Raw genomic sequence first — 18597 nt, 5'->3', positions numbered from 1 at the left:
ATTATTCTAACACAAAACTTAAGAAATGTTATAGTATTTTTAAACAATTGTTTAATAATACGCAAATAAAAAGCTTGCAATTTTTCATTGCAAGCTCCCCACATTATTTTTTTCGAATAACCTGAAGCATTTCTTTCATTTGTCCTGTTATAACCAACCCTAACAAAAAGGTTAGTGTAAAAATAACACCTTTAATTAAGAGGCTATAAAACACATTGAAGGGTAATTGAGGCAACAAGAGAAAAACTAAAACTTGAACGGCTCCCATTAAAAATGGTTTCGATAATTCTTTAAGTAATTCCCCAAAACCTGATTCAAAAATACGATACATAAGAAGATAGTTATTAATTAAAAAGTTAACTGTAAAGGAAATCGTCACCATAGTTGCTACCGATTCAATGCTCCCCAGATATACACCAATTCCAATTGCTGCCACATTCAAAATCATTGATTGTACACCAGAAAAGAGTAGTAAATCTGTCCGATTAGCCGATTGATAAAATGCACCAGAACTACTAGCAATCATTTGTAACCAAATGGACAATGACAAAATTTGAAAAGAAGATACACTGGCACCCCATTGATCACCAAATATAAATAAAATTATATCACTCGCTACAAAGAAACAGAAAACCGATAAGGGAACACCTATATTGGCAAGGACTCGCGTAATCTTCAAGTAGGTATTTCTAATAACTGCAATATCTTTTTCATATTCAGAAAGAATGGGCTGAATGACAGGTGTAATGACCCCGGCCAATATCTGGTTGGGATAAAGTGACAACTGATAAGATTTATTGTAATACCCCAAGGCCCCAGCGGTAAAGACACGTCCAATTAAAATACTATCAAAATTCCGTGAAAAATAATTTATAAAGTTAAAAGAAAATTGATTTCGGGAAAAAGCCCATATTTTTTTAATAGGACCAAATGAAAACTTTACCTTAGGAGAAATCCGGGTCTTACTGTAATAGAAAAGGAAGTTCATTAGAGCCTGTACCAGACTTCCTAGAATGATTGCATAATACTTAAAGCCAAAAAAAGCTAGAATAATTGAAACAATCCCTTTGACAATACCAGTAAAAACGAGAATAGTATTAACGGTTTTAAAATCTTTTCGTTTTTGAATAACAGCTTTGGGAACCACTAATAAGGCAAAGAAGAACACTGCAAAACCCAGTATGATAAAAATTGGAACATAGACCGGATTGCCATAAAAAAGACTTACTGGGTAGCCCAATGTCATAAATACCAAAGACAAAACGCCAGCCAAGAAAATAGAAAATTTAAAAATAATTTGAATATCTGTCTCATCTAATTTTTTATTTTGAATAATTGCGGGACCAAAGCCCATGTCCGCTAGCAAGTTAAAAAACTCAATAAAAATTTGAACAATAGAGACAACCCCGTAATCAGCGGGGGTCAAAATACGTGATAAAATTGCATTTACAAACAACTGAATTATCACATTGGAATACTTTCCTAGGGCACTGAAAAACATCCCGGAACGAAATTCATTAGCGGCCAATCTGTTCACCTCATTTTACTTAATCAATAGTAGCATTCTACCATATTGGACGCTTTAAAGGCCTTAAATAATCGTTAAAACTTACTTACAAATCTAATGATGAAAAGTATATTTTTTTACTTTACCGTCTTTCTTTAAGATGAAACTATAAGATTGCTTATTCGTTATTGCAGTAATTTTTTCCGGATTCATACGGCTCACTCGCAAACCAATTTTGACACTTTTACGCGCAAATTTTTGCTTAATACCTTCAAGGTTTTGAAAGCTCATCTGGGAAGACTGGTCTTCTTTGTGGTAAATTTCTACTTCATCTGTATAAAGCATTTTTAGTCCGATTTTCTTACAAACTAACCCTAATATTTCTTCTTCATAGTACAAAAAGGTTTCTGGATACAAACCATTTAACTGTTTTACATAGTTTTTAGTTAGAAAAATAGCAGAGCCATGTAAGACATAAGGTCTTTCACTAGGGATGGTTTCTGGTAGCCGGGTTGGCGTGTTTATTCGGCCACGATTTTTTATCTTACTTCCTAATACTAACAGACCGCCTAGATGATACTTACGCATCAAAGGGAGTGCATACTCACGTAAGACCGCCTTATGTGTGGGATTAAAATAGTGTGGATTTTGATTCAAACCATCCAATCCAATAATTTTTGTGCCTACAACACCAATGTCCTCCCCGCAATCAAATTCACTTAAAAAAGCGAGGTAATTGACATCGGTAAAAATGACATCATTATTAATGACCAATATATTTTCTAAACCAAGAACTGACTTACAATAAATAATCCCAGTATTATTTCCTTTGGCAAACCCTAAATTTTCTTCTGTTTGTAACAAGTGAATCTTTTCGTTGTTTTCATAACGACTCGTCAATTCAGCGAAAGATTCATTTTTTGAAGCATTATCCACGACCACCACCTGAAAGAATTGGTGGGTCTGATTTTTTAAAGAATCGATACATTCTACCGTATCGGTCCAATTTAAATAATTGAGAATCACAATGCCAATTTCCATCTACCCTCACCCCTTTGCATCAATCTGATTAAGAAATTGCGCCAAGACTTCTTGCCAAGTAGGAATGGCAAAACCCGTTGCCTTCGCTTTCGATAGATCCATAATCGAATGTTTGGGACGATAAGCTTTTTGCGGATATTGATCCGAAGTAACTGGTTCAACGGCAACGGCTTTGTCTTTTAAGATCTCACGCGCAAAGTCAAACCAAGAACACGACCCATCATTAGACAACTGATACACACCTTTTTCCGGACGCGTTTGATAGAGATACAAGAGGAATTCTGCCAAAGTTCGTGTCCATGTTGGGCGACCGATTTGGTCCGCCACAACGGTTAGCTGGTCATGCGTTTCTGCTAGTTTCAACATGGTAAAGACAAAATTTTTCCCGTACTGACCAAAAACCCACGAGGTGCGGACAATATAATAATTGGAACAAATCTCTTCCACTAATCGCTCTCCGGCTAATTTCGCTTTCCCATATTGGTTCTGAGGATTTACCGGGGCATCAACCGTGTATGCATCCAAACTCTCGCCGTCAAAAACATAATCGGTACTAATGTAAACGAGTGTGGCACCGACTTTCTCGCACGCTTCCGCCACATGGCGGGTTCCGGTGACATTGACTTCCCAGTTAAGCGCTTTTCCTTGATCTTCGGCTCCATCGACTGCCGTATAAGCAGCACAATGGAAAACAAAGGTTGGTTTCACCCGGGAAAATACACGGGCAACCGATTGTAAGTCGGTAATATCCATATCATCTGAATCGGTTGCGGTGTAAGCCATTCCCTTCGCATCTAGTAAATGAACCAATTCACTTCCCAGTTGTCCGGTTGCACCGGTTATTAAAAGCGACATCTTAGTTTCCTCCTGTTAGTTCAGCGCGCTCTTTGAGTGGACGCCACCAGTCTTCACGGTTCAAATACCATTCAATGGTCTCAATAATACCCGTATCAAAGGTATATTCCGGCTGCCAGCCTAATTCGGTTTCGAGCTTGGTTGGATCAATCGCATAGCGGTGATCATGGCCTAAACGGTCATCGACATAGGTGATTAAATCGCGTGAGACACCCAAGTAATCCACAATGATGTCAACAATTTCGTTGTTGGTGCGCTCATTGTGGCCCCCAACATTATAAACTTCGCCTTTTTTCCCTTTTCGAAGCACCAAGTCAATGGCTTGGCAGTGGTCTTTGACATGTAACCAATCACGCACGTTCAACCCGTCGCCATAAATAGGGAGTGGTTTACCATCCATGGCATTCGTAATCATTAAAGGAATCAATTTCTCTGGGAAATGATACGGGCCATAGTTATTGGAACAGCGGGTAATATTGACATTCATTCCAAAGGTCTCATAGTAGGAATGAACCAGCATATCGGCACTGGCTTTGGAAGCCGAGTAAGGGCTGTTGGGTGCAAGCGGCGTCTCTTCGGTAAAGTAGCCGTCTGCTCCGAGCGAACCGTATACTTCATCGGTTGACACTTGTAAGAACTTTTCAATGTCGAGTTCTTTTGCGACATTCAACAGGTTCAAAGTTCCCAAAACGTTGGTTTCCACAAACACTTCTGGGTTTATAATGCTGCGATCGACATGCGACTCTGCCGCAAAGTTCACAATATGCGTGATGTCATAGGTTTTAATTAAATGACGCACCAGTTCGGTATTTTGAATATCTCCTTGTACAAAGAGCTGGTTAGGATTGCCTTCGATATCGGCTAAGTTTGGTAAGTTCCCAGCATAAGTGAGTAAATCTAAGTTGACCACAAAGTCATCGGGATGGTTTTCTAATAGGTAGTGGACGTAATTACTGCCAATAAAGCCAGCGCCACCGGTTACAAGTAAGTTCATGAATTGGTTTCCTCCCATACAAATGGATTATCAAAGTTTGCTAAAGTTGGATGCTGCGTGTCTTTTTCCGATAGAATGGCTTTTTCAATCGGCATGGGCCAGGTGATGCCAATCGCCGGGTCATCAAAGGCAATACCGCCATCGTGTTCTTTGGAGTAATAGGCATCCACCTTGTATTGCACGTTACAGTTGGGTGTCAAGGTCATAAACCCATGGGCAAAGCCCTTAGGAACTAAAAGTTGGCGGTGGTTATATTCACTCAAAATATGACCTTCCCACTTGCCATAAGTCGGGGAGCCAACACGGATATCCACTAAAACATCATAAATCACGCCGGTTGTGGCACGAATGAGTTTCGTCTGGGCTTTATCTGGTGTCTGGAAATGCATGCCACGTAAGACACCAGGTTCAACGGAAAGGGAGTGGTTATCTTGAATAAAATCATGGTGAATTCCCGCTGCCTCATATTTTTCTTTCGTATAACTCTCTGTAAAGAAACCACGATGATCCCCAAAGACCGCTGGTTCAATGATTTTAACGTCTTGTAAGTGTGTATCGAATACCTTCATTCTAGATTCTCCTTATTTTTCTGTTTCAGCCAGACGCAAGAGATACTGACCGTAGGCATTTTTCTTCAAAGGTTGCGCCAGTTCAATAAGCTGGTGACGATTAATATATCCCATCCGGTAGGCAATCTCTTCTAAGCAAGCCACCTTGAAATTTTGACGTTTTTCGATGGTTTCAATAAACATGCCGGCTTCTAGAAGTGATTCATGTGTGCCGGTATCGAGCCAAGCAAAGCCGCGTCCCATAATCTCCACATCGAGTTTTCCGCGGTCTAAATAGGCTTGGTTGATATCCGTAATTTCGAGTTCCCCACGTTCGGAGGGTTGAATGGCTTTAGCAATCTCAATCACGTCGTTATCGTAGAAGTATAAACCGGTAACGGCATAGTTGCTTTTAGGTTCTTCCGGCTTTTCAATAATGGATACAGCTTTTTTATTGGCATCAAATTCCACCACACCAAAGCGGTACGGATCATTGACGTGGTAGCCAAAAACCGTTGCGCCACTTTCTTTACTGGCTGCGCGTTGGACCATCTTAGAAAGACCGGATCCATAAAAAATATTATCACCCAGTATCAAACAAACCGGGTCGTCTCCGATAAATTCTTCTCCGATAATAAAGGCTTGTGCCAAGCCATCGGGTGATGCTTGGACTTTGTATTCAATATTTAAACCGAGTTCAGAGCCATCGCCAAATAATTGTTCAAAACGGGGCGTATCCGTCGGCGTTGAAATAATCAAGATATCCTTAATGCCTGCCAACATCAAAATGGACATCGGATAATAAATCATCGGCTTATCATAGATGGGCATCAATTGTTTTGAAACAGCCTTTGTTAAGGGATATAAACGCGTTCCACTTCCCCCTGCTAAAATAATACCTTTCATGTTTGTCGCTCCTTCTGTTACTTATTTTTTGCTTTTTTACGTTGATAATTAGCGTAGAAATCACTTATAAATAAAGGACTGGCCAATAATTTCAATCGATTCATCCAATACAGCTTCCCTTGATAGCGAGGCAGAAGTTGCACGCGATTGATATCAGCAAATTCCTTTTTAAAGGCTTCAATCGCTTCTTCTCGGTCAGCACGGTTTTTTATTTGTGGTGTTTTTTGAATCTGGAAAGTATAGTGATGGAATTTGATATTCATAAATAACTCTTTATTAATCATACCATGAGCGCTATAAAAGTCAGCCGCGTCATTAATACTTCTAATTACTTCCAAAATAACTAAAGAATATGTGTGACTAATGCTACCAGTTCGTACCCGGTAATGATAAACGACCTCATCCATGACAATAACCGTTTTTGCAAAAAGTAAAAACTTCAAATAAAAATTTAAATCTTGCGCTTGTTTGAGTGACGGTTGGAAGTTTAAATGGTTGTTACGAATAACACTTGCCCGAAACAATTTATTACCTGGCATAGGTGGAATCAAAGAAAAATCTTCTCGATTCTCTTGAACAATATAGAACCCACTTTCAATTGGATGTGGGACTGATTTAATAAAATTACCTTTATCATCAACTGTATCATAAGCACCTACTACTAAATCCGCACCAGTTTCCTCTAAAGCAGTAACCATTCTATTTAATGCTTGTTTAGCCATAAAATCATCTGAATCAATAAATTGGATATACTCCCCTTTTGCTACTGATAAGCCATAATTCCTGGCAGTTGGTGCGCCACTATTTTCCTGGTAAAGTGCTACTACTCGAGGCTCACGTTCAGAGTAATTTTGCATAATTTGGGCAGACTTATCAGTGGAGCCGTCATCTACTAAAATGAGTTCAAAGCTCTCATAAGCTTGATTTAAAACAGAATCAATATTCTCAGCTAAATAGGCTTCAGCATTGTAAACGGGAATAATGATTGAAACTAAATTCTCCATGTTCTCCTCGACTTTCTACCTTTTTCATTGACAGTAGCTTCAAAAGAGTTACTGATTTACTTGTATGATTTTAAGTGGTTGTTGATAAGCTTTTAGTAGTTCGCGTTGCTGATTGTACCAGTTCTTATCAGTTATTCCTGGTTGAATATAGACAATTACTTCATCAACCGGTGCTTGTACGGAGGTCTGAACGAGTGACGTTTGAATTATTAAATCCGCATTTAATCTTAGCTTATCTGGTTCTTGAGCTAAATAAATTTTCTGCGTCCCCTGTGGAAGCTGACTAATAATTTTCAGTTCATTTGCTTCTTGTTCAGAGGCTAGTATGAATACATCTTGTTCACCCCAACTATAGTTGAACGCATAAGCAATTTTATCTCCTATAAAACTTTTAACTAAGATATAAAGAGCAGCAAGGACAGTTGCTCCAAAAATTGAAATGACCAATGCCATTACCAAGCCCTTAAGCGAAAATTCCCCACTAGTATCTTGTTCGATTTGGCTGTTTGGTGATAATAACTCTTCATCCGTCAAAATACGCGGTTGTGACATGGAATAAGTGTGTTTATTATCTAAAAGCGGAATCCCATCATTCATGACTAAATCATAAAAATAAGTCATCGCCGCTAAATTTTCTTTTTCAGTTCCAATTCTTGCATTAAATGCCCATATATTAGAAGCATCGTCTCGAGCTGCTCCTAGGACACCTCGATCCCGGGCTGTCTTAGGATATTTCATTTCTTCTTCCTGCTCCAGCTGTGATGAAATGTCGACTCCAGTGATTGCTTCTACCTCTGTAATATTTTCAGCACTCTTCATCGCTTGTTCTAGTAAGAGAGTATTAGTAAAGGTACTACCCGAATCGTATTCAATATAAACCTCAAAAATAGCTGGGTTTTCTTTGTTTTCTTGAGCAGTTTTGTTTGATGCGTCGCCATCGGTCCCAAAATTGGTTAAAATAACTGGCAACATTTGCAAGAATAAGAGTACCAGGGTAAAAATAATAAATAAAATAGACATTCGTTTTTTATTATTTTTTACCAACCGTTTTAATTCACTTAATAAAGTATGACTATCCATAACTTCCTCCTAATACTCCAAGTTTTTCACTTGGGGTTTCACATTTATTTCTCTTTGTTCACAATAAGAATAAAAAGCAATAATGAATCCAAAGATGAGCCATTGCCACTCATTAATAATATTATTTGCTGATGATATTGAGGATAAAATAAAAGCTGCTAAGTAGCCAATAATAAGCAGTGAAGTTTGACGAACAAAACGTTCTCGGCTCGTTTTGTAATAACTATAAGCTTTCAAAATAAGGGACACATATATAAATAAATATGCCGCAAATACAAAAATGCCATAGCTTGTCAAAATTTCCATCCACCAGTTATGCATGTTACTAATCCCGCCAGTTTGGTAAGGTGGTTCGTGCTTCATTAAGTACTCAATATTCCCTGCGCCTACCCCAAAACCAAAAGATTCTTTTAGGAACCTGAAACCATTTCGAATGAGGTTAACACGAATTTCATTAGAGGTTCCTCCAAATTCTGTACTAGTCGAGAATAGATCACGTACAAAATCTAGTTGACTTCTTACTGTGGAGCTCACAATGAGTAAGACACTAACTATACCTAAACCCAAAACACCAACATAAGTAACCATCCGTTTGGTAATTAAAGGTAGAATATATGCAAGTAACATCGCCAAGAATCCAATAACTAACGCTACCACGTTAGCTCTAGAGTCAGTTTGATTGATCAAAAAGATGGACAAAAGCCAGAGAACTCCATAAATAACTTTCCAATAAAATGTTTTTGCATTATTAAGTAGCATTAAAATAAAGAAAGAACCCATTAATAAGACTGTTGCATAATCATTTTCATTCGGATAAATAGAAATTGGCAGCCGTGTAAAGAAATGACGCGAAGCAGGTCGATATTTAGTCATAAAATGCTCACTCGCCCATGCGTATTTTCCCGTCAACAATTCTACAAGTCCAATGGCAATATGCAGACTTGTCCCTAGAACAATAGCTTTAATGAGTGTTAGGATGTCACGTTTTCTATTCATAAAAAGTTGAATAAAGAAAATTGAAACGACACCAATGCCTATAAAAACGTTTGCTTTGGCCCAACCCGCAATATTTTCGACCCAAATTAGTGACAAAAGCGAGTATAAAAACCAGACACCATAAAACAGAGAAATGGAATGGGATAGCTTATTCGGATAGAAACGCAAACGCGCATCGTTATTAGCAACCATCATTAAAAAGAGTGATACGACTATTAAAAATAAAATACGATAAATGGATAACTTGATTCCGACATTAAAAGCTAATATTTGTGTTCCCAAGAAAACTGAAAAAACCATTCCTGCAATTAATTTCTTCATACGTCCTCCTTCGCACCGGATAACATATAGTGGAGTTGCTGTTTCCGTGATGGCATCCCTTGATCTTTTTTATACTTGCGTATTATAAATTGCAAGATCAGAAATGGGTAAAGTTTTGGCGATAATGCTTTAAATAAAGCACCTCGGTCCCGATAATATTTCTCAGTGTAACCACTAAACCAAGTTGATTCTCTTACTTCAGTTAATTGCGCTAGTGTAACCGGCACAGCTACAATCTTAAGGCCTTTATCCAAACAGTCTTTTAAAAATATTGTATCTTCTCCATTACTATGGGGTGTTCCACCGCCAAATAAGAGATGAAAACAAATCCCTTTTTCTTTAATTCGATTAGGTCGTAGGGCAATTCGAGCTGCACCGAAGCGCATATAATTAAACTTGTTTACCGTAAAAGCTTCTTTAGTGATAAAACGCCAAGAATCAACTTCTTCTAGATTAAAAATAATTAAGTCAGCGTCCGGATAATCATCAAATTGTTGCTTCACTAATTCAGGATAACCATCTACATAAACCATGTCATCATCGGCAATAAGTGCAAAATCTGCCTGGGTTCGCATTAAAGCAGTGTTTCTACTTAAACCCACCCCTCTTTCCGCAAAAGAGTAAATTTTATAAGTATGTCGGTTCTTTTGAACAACCTGAAAGTCATGATGATTGGTTTGGTTGATAATAATTGCATCCGACTGTAAGTTCATTCGCTCGATTAACTGTGTGTCTTCTTGATTCATAGTTGCAACAAGTACTTCTAAACGCAAACAATCACTTCCCAACTCTTCTATAATAATCAAGTAAATCTTTGGTTGTCTGTTTACTATCGTAATGGGCATCTATAATCTCTTGGTAGGTGTCTCTTCTTTCTTTTTGCCCTTTGAGTGCCATGATTTTATTTACCCAGACTTCATAACTATTTTCTAAAGATAAAAATTCCACTAAGTCCGTAATAGTAACTTCTTCAGGAACACCATCAGAGACCAACGTTGGCAATCCAGCTGCTTGAGACTCAATTGCAGCCATTCCGAGTCCTTCAAATTTAGAAGGCAACAGGAAAACATCAGCTGCTTGCAAAATATCAGCAATATCAAGACGAGCTCCTAAAAATTGCACATTAGCTAAGTGGTTCTTCACCTTTATATCTTCCAACAAAGGGCCGTCCCCTACAAAGAGTAAAGTAAAACTGGGTTCTACTTCTACGAGTTTTGCTGCTAAATCAAGCATGAAGGCATGATTCTTCACTTCAGAAAAACGTCCCACATGCACTAATGTAAGAGAATCGCCTAACTTTAATTCTTCACGATACAATTGGCGTCTTTGCGCATCAAATTGATAAGCATGAGCATCAATACCATTGTGAATAATTTGCACCTTGTCTAATTGACCTTTAAACATCCATTTAGCTGCTTGGTTGGAACAAGCAAAGTAGTGAGATGCCTGTTTAATATTATAATCGCGTATTAGCCCTTTTATACCTTGACTCTTATAGGTTTCATTGTAGCCAATTGTATGAGCATGAATCCCTACTTGTTTGATTCCCACTGCCTTGGCACTTGAAATTACAAAGGGATCATCCGCTACGTGTACATGTAAAAAATCATAGTCTTTATAATTAGAGAAAAAAGCTTTTGTTTTTTTCCTAAAAGTAACAAGTGTCTTAGGATTTAAAGATGGCATATCTAAACTGTGTAGTTTGCCTCCTAACGCCAGGTATTCCTTTAGCATTGGTGACTGAGGATCATAACTTCTAACGAGTAGTTCAAAAGTTACATCTGAGTCATCAAGGTTTTTGTACCAGTTTAGAAAAACTGCTTCGATACCGCCTGTATTAAAACCAGGAATATAATGGAGTACTTTCAAGTTCATGCTCCTTTCATTTCTTATCAAGTATAGCAAAATAGCTTCCACATTTATACCATTTAAAAAGCTGTCTAGGTACTAGACAGCTTGCTCAAGGTTATTAATTTTCGTTAAAGAGATCACGTGTATAAACCTTGTCTTGTACGTCTACTAGTTCACGGTCATTTCGGTTGGAAATAATCACATCTGACATTTTCTTGAATTCTTCTAAATCACGAATAACTTGTGAATGGTAGAAGGTTTCTTCTTCTAAAACCGGTTCATAGACCACTACTTCAATTCCCTTAGCTTTAATCCGCTTCATGACACCTTGAATAGATGACGAGCGGAAATTATCTGAATCTGACTTCATGGTTAAGCGATAAACGCCCACTGTTTTAGGTTGTCTCTGCATGATCATTTCAGCAACATGATCTTTACGTGTTCGATTGGATTCGACAATGGCTTGAATTAAATTGTTTGGAACATCATCGTAGTTGGCAAGTAGTTGCTTGGTGTCTTTTGGTAAGCAGTACCCCCCGTAACCAAAGGATGGATTGTTGTAATGTGACCCGATACGCGGATCCAGTCCTACTCCTTCGATAATGGATTGGGAATCCAAACCACGCACTTCTGCATATGTATCCAACTCGTTAAAATAAGCAACTCGTAGTGCTAAATAAGTATTAGCAAATAATTTGACCGCTTCTGCTTCCGTTGAGTCCATAAAAAGAACAGCAATGTCTTCTTTTATAGCACCTTCAACGAGTAAGTCAGCAAATTTCTGCCCGCGTGCAGATTTTTCACCCACAATGACACGTGATGGATAGAGGTTATCATAGAGTGCTTTTCCTTCGCGTAAGAATTCGGGTGAGAAGATAATGTTATCCACACCATATTTGATTTTTGTTTCTTCTGTATAACCAACTGGAACGGTTGATTTTAAAATCATCGTTGCTTGCGGGCGATATTTCAAGACATCTTCAATAACCGCTTCAACACTGGAAGTATCAAAGAAGTTAAGTTTGTCATCATAATTTGTAGGTGCTGCAATCACAACAAAATCTGCGTCTTTATACGCTTCTTCTTTGTTAATAGTCGCAACTAAATCTAATTCATGATTGGATAAGTATTCTTCAATTTCTTTGTCCGCAATAGGTGAGATTCTTTTATTAATTAAATCAACTTTTTCTTCAATAATATCTAAAGCTTTTACCTTGTTATGTTGTGCTAATAAAACGGCATTCGACAAACCGACATAACCGGTTCCAACGACAGTAATATTCATTTTTAACAACAACTCTCTCTCTATTTAGATAAGTATATAATATCACAAAACCATTTCTTTAAAATTTAATTTTCTTTAAGTTGTTTGGATAAGGCAATGACAAAATCAGTCATTTTTTCAGAAGTATCGGGGTGTTCCAATCCAACTTCTATATTAGCTAATAGCATCCCATACTTATCGCCCACATCATAGCGTTTACCCGTATACTCATAAGCTAATAGTGGCTTAATCTGGTTTAAACTTTCTAACGCATCGGTTAACTGCACTTCATTCCCGGCATCTGGTTCCTGTTGGCGTAAAATATCAAAAATTTCTGGAGTTAACAGATAACGGCCAATGATTCCTAAATCACTGGGTGCTTGCTCTGGGCTGGGTTTTTCAATAAGGTGTTGGATGGCATAAGCATGATCACTCACTTGATCGCCTGGGTCAATTACACCAAAATATGGTGTTTTTTCTTTTGGAATACGCATCGTCGCAACAGAACCTTGTCCGTATTCCTGGTATACATCCATCAATCGTTTAGTTAGAGGAAGGGCATCCGGCATAATGTCATCTCCCAGAAGCAAAACAAAAGGTTCATTCCCCACAAATGAGGCAGCTTGTAAAACCGCATCTCCTAAACCTTTTGGGTACGCTTGGCGTACATAGTGAATCGAAGGGATAGTCGTTGATTGCACAATGTTTAAAAGCTTATCCTTCCCTTTTTCACGTAAATTCGACTCTAAAGAAAAGTTAGAATCAAAATGATCCTCAATCGCATTCTTATTTTTACCGGTAATGATTAGTATTTCTTCAATACCACTGTTGATCGCTTCCTCAACAATAAATTGAATACTAGGTGTATCCACAACCGGTAACATTTCCTTAGGCATTGCCTTGGTTGCAGGCAAGAAACGCGTTCCTAACCCGGCAGCTGGAATAACCGCCTTCCTAATTTTCTGCATATAAGCCTTCCTCTCAATCCATTTCCTTCTATTATAGCAAACTTTCTGCCAAATAAAAATCTAGTGGCTGTTAGAGTTTAAGCGCAACTAGACAAAAAATAAAGGGACTCGGACAAACCGAGTCCTTTTATCAACCAATCAGTTAATTCGTTTATTCTTTCTTCTTACGACGCAATACCTCTACTCCTAGTCCACTCGTCAAACTGATGAATCCAACAAGCCCTAGCGACCAAACGGGGGTAGAAGTCACTGGCAACTTTTCTCCCTTTGTAATACTATTTGGGCTTAAAGAGGCAACATAGTTACTGGCTTGTGATGCATCTGTTAAATAAGCTGAGAACTCAAGTTCAGAGTTAGTTGGTTCTGGTTGATCAAATGAGATTTCAGGAATATTGAACGTGTTTAAATCAATCGGTAGTATATTTATTTCAGGTACTTCTGGTATGACAATATCGTTTGGCTCCGATGGTACGACGGTTGTTTCAGGAACCACTGGTGTAATCGCTTCTTCTGATTCAAGCGGTGTTTCAGGTTGTTCGGGTTCACTTGAATCCGGAGAATCTACGGGTATTTCAGGCTCTACTGGTTCGCTAGGTTCACTGGGTTCTACCGGTGTAAGTGGGAGAGAAGGATTTAAACCTTCAAAGTAGAAAACCCAATTCGAACCCTCGACAACTAATTCATAAGGCCCATAAGATTCCGTTTTCGAATCGGCTAATTCAGTTCCTATTATCACCATTTCTTCTTCCGTTATATTTTCGTAAATAATGGATTCGATTATGTCATAATCACCACGTTCATTTTTAACTTGAAAGGTTAAATAATAAGTATTTTCTACCGGTAGAACCGCTTCTTCAATTCCTTCAAAAGAATACAGATATTGATTATCATTGCGAGTAGATGAATACGCACCATAATTACTTGTTTCATCTTCTGCTTTTTCATTGGCAAGTATTTCAAACGCTTCTCGAGTCAACTCATTGTAGACTTGGGTTGAAATCAGCTCATAATCATCTTCTCCATCCCTTACTTGAAAAATAAGCGTAAAATCCTCAGTGTCAGTTTCTTCTGCTAGAACGACAGAGCCATTAAATAACATATTCCCTAATAAAAGGATGATTATACCCAGACACATTTTCCCTAACTTAAACCAAATTTGCTGCTGTTGCTTATGTTTTCTTAGCATCGTTTTCACTCCTCTTAATCACTTTCACAAAAAAAGATTGCGCTTACATTACTTTAGTGGATAAGCATAGACCAAATAACGTTGCGGGGCTGCTTCAAACACATTGAAGGGGTAACAGGTTGAAACCACCAACACTTCTTCTCCCATTTTTTTGATGACGCTCGTATCTTCACTATCAACAATTTCAAACGCCTTAATTTCATAAGCAAACCTTCCATAAGTCATCTCAACAAAAAGTTGGTCGCCAATTTCTAATTCCCCAAAATCACGAAATACTGTTTCTCTATGCCCAGAAAAAATAATTTGTTCGCGTTGGCCTGGGAAAGCTGTACTTTCCACGTGACCTGCGCCGTTCCGCATGGCGTCATCATCCGAACCTTCCATAATGCCGATGCTACGATTTAATTTGGGAATTGTTAAAACACCTAAAACCTCTCCATAATCAGCCTCAAACGAAAGAGCTTGATTGCTTTCTCTTTTTTCATTTCCATTTATCTTTACATCCTCTTCCATAGTGAGAAGACGATTTTTTTCTAAGGTGTTTTGAGCTTCTTCTAAGGTGAAGGAGTGTCTCTGTGTTTGGTCATACAATGAAAACCCAGCGATCCCAATCATTAAAACGCCTATTAAAATGAGCATGCGACTGATCCATTTCATTGGCTGTCTCCCCTTTAAGCTTACTTGCAACTTTTTTTCAATCCATCAGCACATGAGATCTGGTAATCGAAATTTTTGTTTCTTGCTATCATTATACACATCCTTTTGCTTATTTTCATTTAAGCCATAGAAATTAAAATGCAGTGATCCGCATTTAGCGAATCACTGCATTTTTTTAGTACTATTGGTCGTACCCTTTAGGATTATTACTTTGCCATTTCCAAGAGTCACGGCACATATCGGCTAGGCCTTTTTCAGCAGTCCATCCGAGCACTTCCTCAGCTAGACTAGCGTCCGCATAACAAGTACCCACGTCTCCAGGACGGCGTTCCACAATTTGATAAGGAATTTTCACGTCATTGGTTGTTTGAAACGTATGGACAAGATCTAACACTGAGTAGCCTACCCCTGTTCCTAAGTTATACGTTCCGACTCCTTTGTGTTTCTCGAAACTTTCAAGTGCTTTAAGATGGCCTTTAGATAGGTCGACCACATGGATATAATCCCTTACACCCGTACCGTCTGGTGTATCGTAATCATCTCCGAAGACGCTTAATTCCGGCAATTTTCCAACGGCTACTTGGGTAATATAAGGCATCAAGTTGTTAGGTATTCCGGAAGGATCTTCGCCAATTAAACCAGATTCGTGCGCACCGATTGGATTGAAATAGCGTAAGAGCGCAATATTCCATTCCTCATCCGACACGTATAAATCACGCAAAATTTGTTCAATCATGACTTTTGTGTAACCATATGGATTTGTTGCACTGGTTGGTAAATCTTCCTTCAAAGGCGACGGGTTGTTCATCCCATAAACAGTAGCCGAAGAACTAAAGACAATATTCTTAACATGGTAGGCTTGCATTACATCTAGTAAAATTAAAGTCCCAGTAATGTTGTTGTGATAGTAAGCAAGTGGCTTGTCAACCGATTCTCCTACTGCTTTAAAGCCAGCAAAATGAATGACCGAGTCAATCTTTTCTGCTTCAAAAATCGCTTCTAGTGCCGGACGGTCTAGTAAATCTGCTTCATAAAAGGTAATGTCCTTACCCGTAATTTTCTTGATCCGATTTAAAACTTCGGGTTTACTGTTGGAATAGTTATCAACAATCACCACTTCATAATTTTGGTTCAACAATTCTACAACGGTATGACTTCCTATGTAGCCTGCGCCACCTGTTACTAAAACTGACATTGTATCTGCTCCTTTTAGTCGATTTCTAGTTCTTGGTCCAATAAGCTTTGTACACGCGTTAACTCTTCTTCAGGAATATAATGATAGTAAATACCATCTTCAGCAATTTCACCCGTACCGCCAATCTGTTGGGATTCAATATTACGAGCCGCTTTCATATAGCGATTGCCTTGTAAGGCTAAGTAATCTTTCATTTGGAAATTCGTTTGGACGTTATTCGAAAGCGTGCCTAATATTTCTTGGTAATTTAAAAGAGTTGAGGCACTGACTGCTTTTTTAATAACGCCTTCAATGACTAAACGTTGGCGACTTTGACGGCCAATATCATTTTCCGGGTCTTGGTAACGCATCCGTGAAAAGGCTAAGGCAGATTCGCCGTCCATATGAGTGACTTCTCCTTGGTAATAATCATACCCATCTTGAGTAAAAGTCAAGGGACTCTCCACATCAATCCCACCTACAGCATCCACAATTTCTTTAATACCAGCCATGTTGACTGAGACATAATAATCAATCGGAATATCTAAGAGGTTTTGAACGGAATTAATGGCCATCGATGTTCCACCAAAGGCATAAGCATGGTTGAGTTTATCCATAGTCCCATACCCGACAATTTCAGTATACGTATCACGTGGAATACTGGTTAGGACTGTTTTTTCAGTATTGGGATTAATAGTTGCGACAATCATCGAGTCAGAACGTCCGCGCTCGGTGCGACCTAAATCCCCAGTATCAATTCCTAAGAGTAAAATCGAAATCGGTTCTTCTCTTGATAAGTCAACTTGACCTGGACGAAAAGGATTGACTTCTTCTAAAGCAATGGGTTCATAGATTTCTTTGGTTGTACTATTTACATTACGATAGACGTTGGCAATATAAAGCCCAACGGCTACAAGAAATACTAGAACGATTCCTAAAAATACCTTTAAGCCTGTTCTTTTTTTCTTTTTTTGATGGCGTGTTTGTTTTTCGGACATTTATTTCCTTATCTCCTTCTAAAAGTCACTTTCTTCTTCGTCGTACACTTCTGGTTCTTGGTAGAGCGTTTCATCGTAAGACTCTTCATAATATGATTCTTCATAGGTATCATCCGTATAATAATAAGGATCATCTAGATAGTAGTAATCAGTATCTGATAGGTTTAAATCAGCCAGTTCCACTGTATCAAGTTCCAACTCTTCTCTTAAATGGTTGGATACTTCCAAGCGGTCATAAGGATCAATGTATAAATAGTATACCTCATCTAACCATAATTCTTCTCCGTATAAGCTGTCTTGTTGGATGTTATCAAGTGCGTTACGATAACCCGCCACAATGTTACCCATATCGCGGAAAGGGATATTCGTTTTAACATTGTCTTGCATGGTTTTAAGTACAGATTGATAACGCGTTAATGTAGAAAAGCTCAATAATTTATTAATAATGGCTTCTACAACCATTTTTTGACGTTTTTGGCGACCAAAGTCTCCTTCTGGGTCTGTTTTACGCATCCGCGAGAAAGCCAATGCTTCCTTACCGTCAAGTTTCTGTTTTTTACCTTCAACGAAATAATTACCCTGATAGTCGAAAGTTAAAGGACTGGTTATTTGGATGCCACCAATGGCGTCTACTACGTCCATTAATCCTTGCATATTCACTTCGACATAATAATCAATTGGGATGTTTAATAACTCCTGGATTGAATCAATGGCCATTTCAGCTTCACCAAAAGCATAGGCATGCGTCAGTTTATCATAGTAAGGGTCACCCCACGACGTTTCATAGCCTTCCATTAGAGCATAACTATCGCGTGGAATACTGATTAAAGTCGTTTTCTTTGTTTTAGGGTTAACGGTACCAACAATAATGGCATCAGTACGGCCTGGTTCATCCGCACGATCAACAACACCGTTATCTACTCCGAGAAGAGCAAAAGAAATCGGTTCAGAAGCACTAATAGAAGCTAACTGCCCATCACGTTTATCATTTATATTGACGTGATTAAAAATGTTATTTCCGGTACCATTTACATCATAATACACTTTCCAAAACCAACCATATACGAATAAGAAGATTCCCATTGCTAAGAACAACAGCCTTCTATTCCGTTTTTTTTTCTTATTATTACGTTTATTCTCTTCCATTATTGGCGATCCTCTTTCCTCAGCTGTGAAAGAAGTAAATAGTTGCATTTTACCTCATTGCTCTTAAGTATATAGGATTTGATCCAAATTAAAAAGTAGCG

General features: G+C 38.3%; 18 protein-coding genes. All 18 read right to left on the bottom strand.

The window, feature by feature from the left end; genetic code table 11:
- Positions 1-103: 103 nt before the first annotated feature.
- The 18 genes from BW727_RS01320 to BW727_RS01235 all read right to left on the bottom strand — a co-directional run bounded on the left by BW727_RS01320 (position 104) and on the right by BW727_RS01235 (position 18496).
- A complete protein-coding gene (locus tag BW727_RS01320) occupies positions 104-1528 on the bottom strand; it encodes a lipopolysaccharide biosynthesis protein (RefSeq protein ID WP_227807209.1) in 1425 nt (474 codons plus the stop codon).
- 93 nt (positions 1529-1621) lie between these two features.
- On the bottom strand, positions 1622-2548 hold the full coding sequence (locus BW727_RS01315; protein ID WP_062468098.1) for a glycosyltransferase: 927 nt from the start codon (positions 2546-2548) through the stop codon (positions 1622-1624).
- 6 nt (positions 2549-2554) lie between these two features.
- A complete protein-coding gene (gene rfbD, locus BW727_RS01310) occupies positions 2555-3403 on the bottom strand; it encodes a dTDP-4-dehydrorhamnose reductase (RefSeq protein ID WP_062468095.1) in 849 nt (282 codons plus the stop codon).
- A 1-nt stretch (position 3404) separates the two neighbouring features.
- Positions 3405-4397, bottom strand: coding sequence for a dTDP-glucose 4,6-dehydratase (gene rfbB / locus BW727_RS01305; RefSeq protein ID WP_062468093.1), 993 nt, complete (start codon positions 4395-4397; stop codon positions 3405-3407).
- A complete protein-coding gene (gene rfbC / locus BW727_RS01300; protein WP_062468091.1) occupies positions 4394-4966 on the bottom strand; it encodes a dTDP-4-dehydrorhamnose 3,5-epimerase in 573 nt (190 codons plus the stop codon). The genes rfbB and rfbC overlap by 4 nt, the downstream gene beginning before the upstream one ends.
- Before the next feature lie 12 nt (positions 4967-4978).
- Positions 4979-5851, bottom strand: a complete 873-nt coding sequence (gene rfbA, locus BW727_RS01295) for a glucose-1-phosphate thymidylyltransferase RfbA (RefSeq protein WP_062468089.1) — start codon at positions 5849-5851, stop codon at positions 4979-4981.
- Between the two features lie 17 nt (positions 5852-5868).
- A complete protein-coding gene (locus BW727_RS01290) occupies positions 5869-6855 on the bottom strand; it encodes a glycosyltransferase family 2 protein (protein WP_062468086.1) in 987 nt (328 codons plus the stop codon).
- A gap of 48 nt (positions 6856-6903) precedes the next feature.
- The gene (locus BW727_RS01285; protein ID WP_062468083.1) at positions 6904-7935 is read right to left on the bottom strand and encodes a hypothetical protein; all 1032 of its coding nucleotides are present in this window, start codon (positions 7933-7935) and stop codon (positions 6904-6906) included.
- A 9-nt stretch (positions 7936-7944) separates the two neighbouring features.
- On the bottom strand, positions 7945-9252 hold the full coding sequence (locus BW727_RS01280) for an O-antigen ligase family protein (RefSeq protein WP_062468081.1): 1308 nt from the start codon (positions 9250-9252) through the stop codon (positions 7945-7947).
- Positions 9249-10025: a glycosyltransferase family A protein gene (locus BW727_RS01275; RefSeq protein WP_062468079.1), complete on the bottom strand. Its 777-nt coding sequence runs from the start codon at positions 10023-10025 to the stop codon at positions 9249-9251. The genes BW727_RS01280 and BW727_RS01275 overlap by 4 nt, the downstream gene beginning before the upstream one ends.
- 4 nt (positions 10026-10029) lie before the next feature.
- Positions 10030-11121: a glycosyltransferase gene (locus BW727_RS01270; protein ID WP_062468077.1), complete on the bottom strand. Its 1092-nt coding sequence runs from the start codon at positions 11119-11121 to the stop codon at positions 10030-10032.
- 100 nt (positions 11122-11221) lie between these two features.
- Complete coding sequence (locus BW727_RS01265) at positions 11222-12388, bottom strand: nucleotide sugar dehydrogenase (protein WP_062468185.1); 1167 nt, start codon at positions 12386-12388, stop codon at positions 11222-11224.
- A 65-nt stretch (positions 12389-12453) separates the two neighbouring features.
- Positions 12454-13335, bottom strand: a complete 882-nt coding sequence (gene galU / locus BW727_RS01260; RefSeq protein ID WP_062468075.1) for a UTP--glucose-1-phosphate uridylyltransferase GalU — start codon at positions 13333-13335, stop codon at positions 12454-12456.
- A 151-nt stretch (positions 13336-13486) separates the two neighbouring features.
- Positions 13487-14521 (bottom strand): hypothetical protein, encoded by a 1035-nt coding sequence (locus BW727_RS01255; protein WP_062468073.1) that lies wholly within the window; start codon positions 14519-14521, stop codon positions 13487-13489.
- 48 nt (positions 14522-14569) lie between these two features.
- The gene (locus BW727_RS01250) at positions 14570-15178 is read right to left on the bottom strand and encodes a class D sortase (RefSeq protein ID WP_062468071.1); all 609 of its coding nucleotides are present in this window, start codon (positions 15176-15178) and stop codon (positions 14570-14572) included.
- Between the two features lie 181 nt (positions 15179-15359).
- Complete coding sequence (gene galE, locus BW727_RS01245) at positions 15360-16373, bottom strand: UDP-glucose 4-epimerase GalE (protein ID WP_062468068.1); 1014 nt, start codon at positions 16371-16373, stop codon at positions 15360-15362.
- Between the two features lie 14 nt (positions 16374-16387).
- Entirely contained in the window at positions 16388-17350 is a 963-nt protein-coding gene (locus BW727_RS01240) for an LCP family glycopolymer transferase (RefSeq protein ID WP_062468066.1), read from the bottom strand.
- 18 nt (positions 17351-17368) lie between these two features.
- Positions 17369-18496 (bottom strand): LCP family glycopolymer transferase, encoded by a 1128-nt coding sequence (locus BW727_RS01235; RefSeq protein WP_062468064.1) that lies wholly within the window; start codon positions 18494-18496, stop codon positions 17369-17371.
- Positions 18497-18597: the final 101 nt, after the last annotated feature.

This window comes from Jeotgalibaca dankookensis, assembly GCF_002005405.1.
GTDB lineage: Bacteria > Bacillota > Bacilli > Lactobacillales > Aerococcaceae > Jeotgalibaca > Jeotgalibaca dankookensis.
Note: the sequence above shows the minus strand (reverse complement) of the source record. Positions and strands in the feature narration are given on the sequence as shown.

Excerpts from the sequence above, each read along its gene's own strand:
- BW727_RS01315 (WP_062468098.1), bottom strand. The coding sequence starts at position 2,548 with ATGGAAATTGGCATTGTGATTCTCAATTATTTAAATTGGACCGATACG.
- rfbD (WP_062468095.1), bottom strand. The coding sequence starts at position 3,403 with ATGTCGCTTTTAATAACCGGTGCAACCGGACAACTGGGAAGTGAATTG.
- rfbB (WP_062468093.1), bottom strand. The coding sequence starts at position 4,397 with ATGAACTTACTTGTAACCGGTGGCGCTGGCTTTATTGGCAGTAATTAC.
- rfbC (WP_062468091.1), bottom strand. The coding sequence starts at position 4,966 with ATGAAGGTATTCGATACACACTTACAAGACGTTAAAATCATTGAACCA.
- rfbA (WP_062468089.1), bottom strand. The coding sequence starts at position 5,851 with ATGAAAGGTATTATTTTAGCAGGGGGAAGTGGAACGCGTTTATATCCC.
- BW727_RS01290 (WP_062468086.1), bottom strand. The coding sequence starts at position 6,855 with ATGGAGAATTTAGTTTCAATCATTATTCCCGTTTACAATGCTGAAGCC.
- BW727_RS01285 (WP_062468083.1), bottom strand. The coding sequence starts at position 7,935 with ATGGATAGTCATACTTTATTAAGTGAATTAAAACGGTTGGTAAAAAAT.
- BW727_RS01280 (WP_062468081.1), bottom strand. The coding sequence starts at position 9,252 with ATGAAGAAATTAATTGCAGGAATGGTTTTTTCAGTTTTCTTGGGAACA.
- BW727_RS01265 (WP_062468185.1), bottom strand. The coding sequence starts at position 12,388 with ATGAATATTACTGTCGTTGGAACCGGTTATGTCGGTTTGTCGAATGCC.
- galU (WP_062468075.1), bottom strand. The coding sequence starts at position 13,335 with ATGCAGAAAATTAGGAAGGCGGTTATTCCAGCTGCCGGGTTAGGAACG.
- BW727_RS01255 (WP_062468073.1), bottom strand. The coding sequence starts at position 14,521 with ATGCTAAGAAAACATAAGCAACAGCAGCAAATTTGGTTTAAGTTAGGG.
- BW727_RS01250 (WP_062468071.1), bottom strand. The coding sequence starts at position 15,178 with ATGAAATGGATCAGTCGCATGCTCATTTTAATAGGCGTTTTAATGATT.
- galE (WP_062468068.1), bottom strand. The coding sequence starts at position 16,373 with ATGTCAGTTTTAGTAACAGGTGGCGCAGGCTACATAGGAAGTCATACC.
- BW727_RS01240 (WP_062468066.1), bottom strand. The coding sequence starts at position 17,350 with ATGTCCGAAAAACAAACACGCCATCAAAAAAAGAAAAAAAGAACAGGC.
- BW727_RS01235 (WP_062468064.1), bottom strand. The coding sequence starts at position 18,496 with ATGGAAGAGAATAAACGTAATAATAAGAAAAAAAAACGGAATAGAAGG.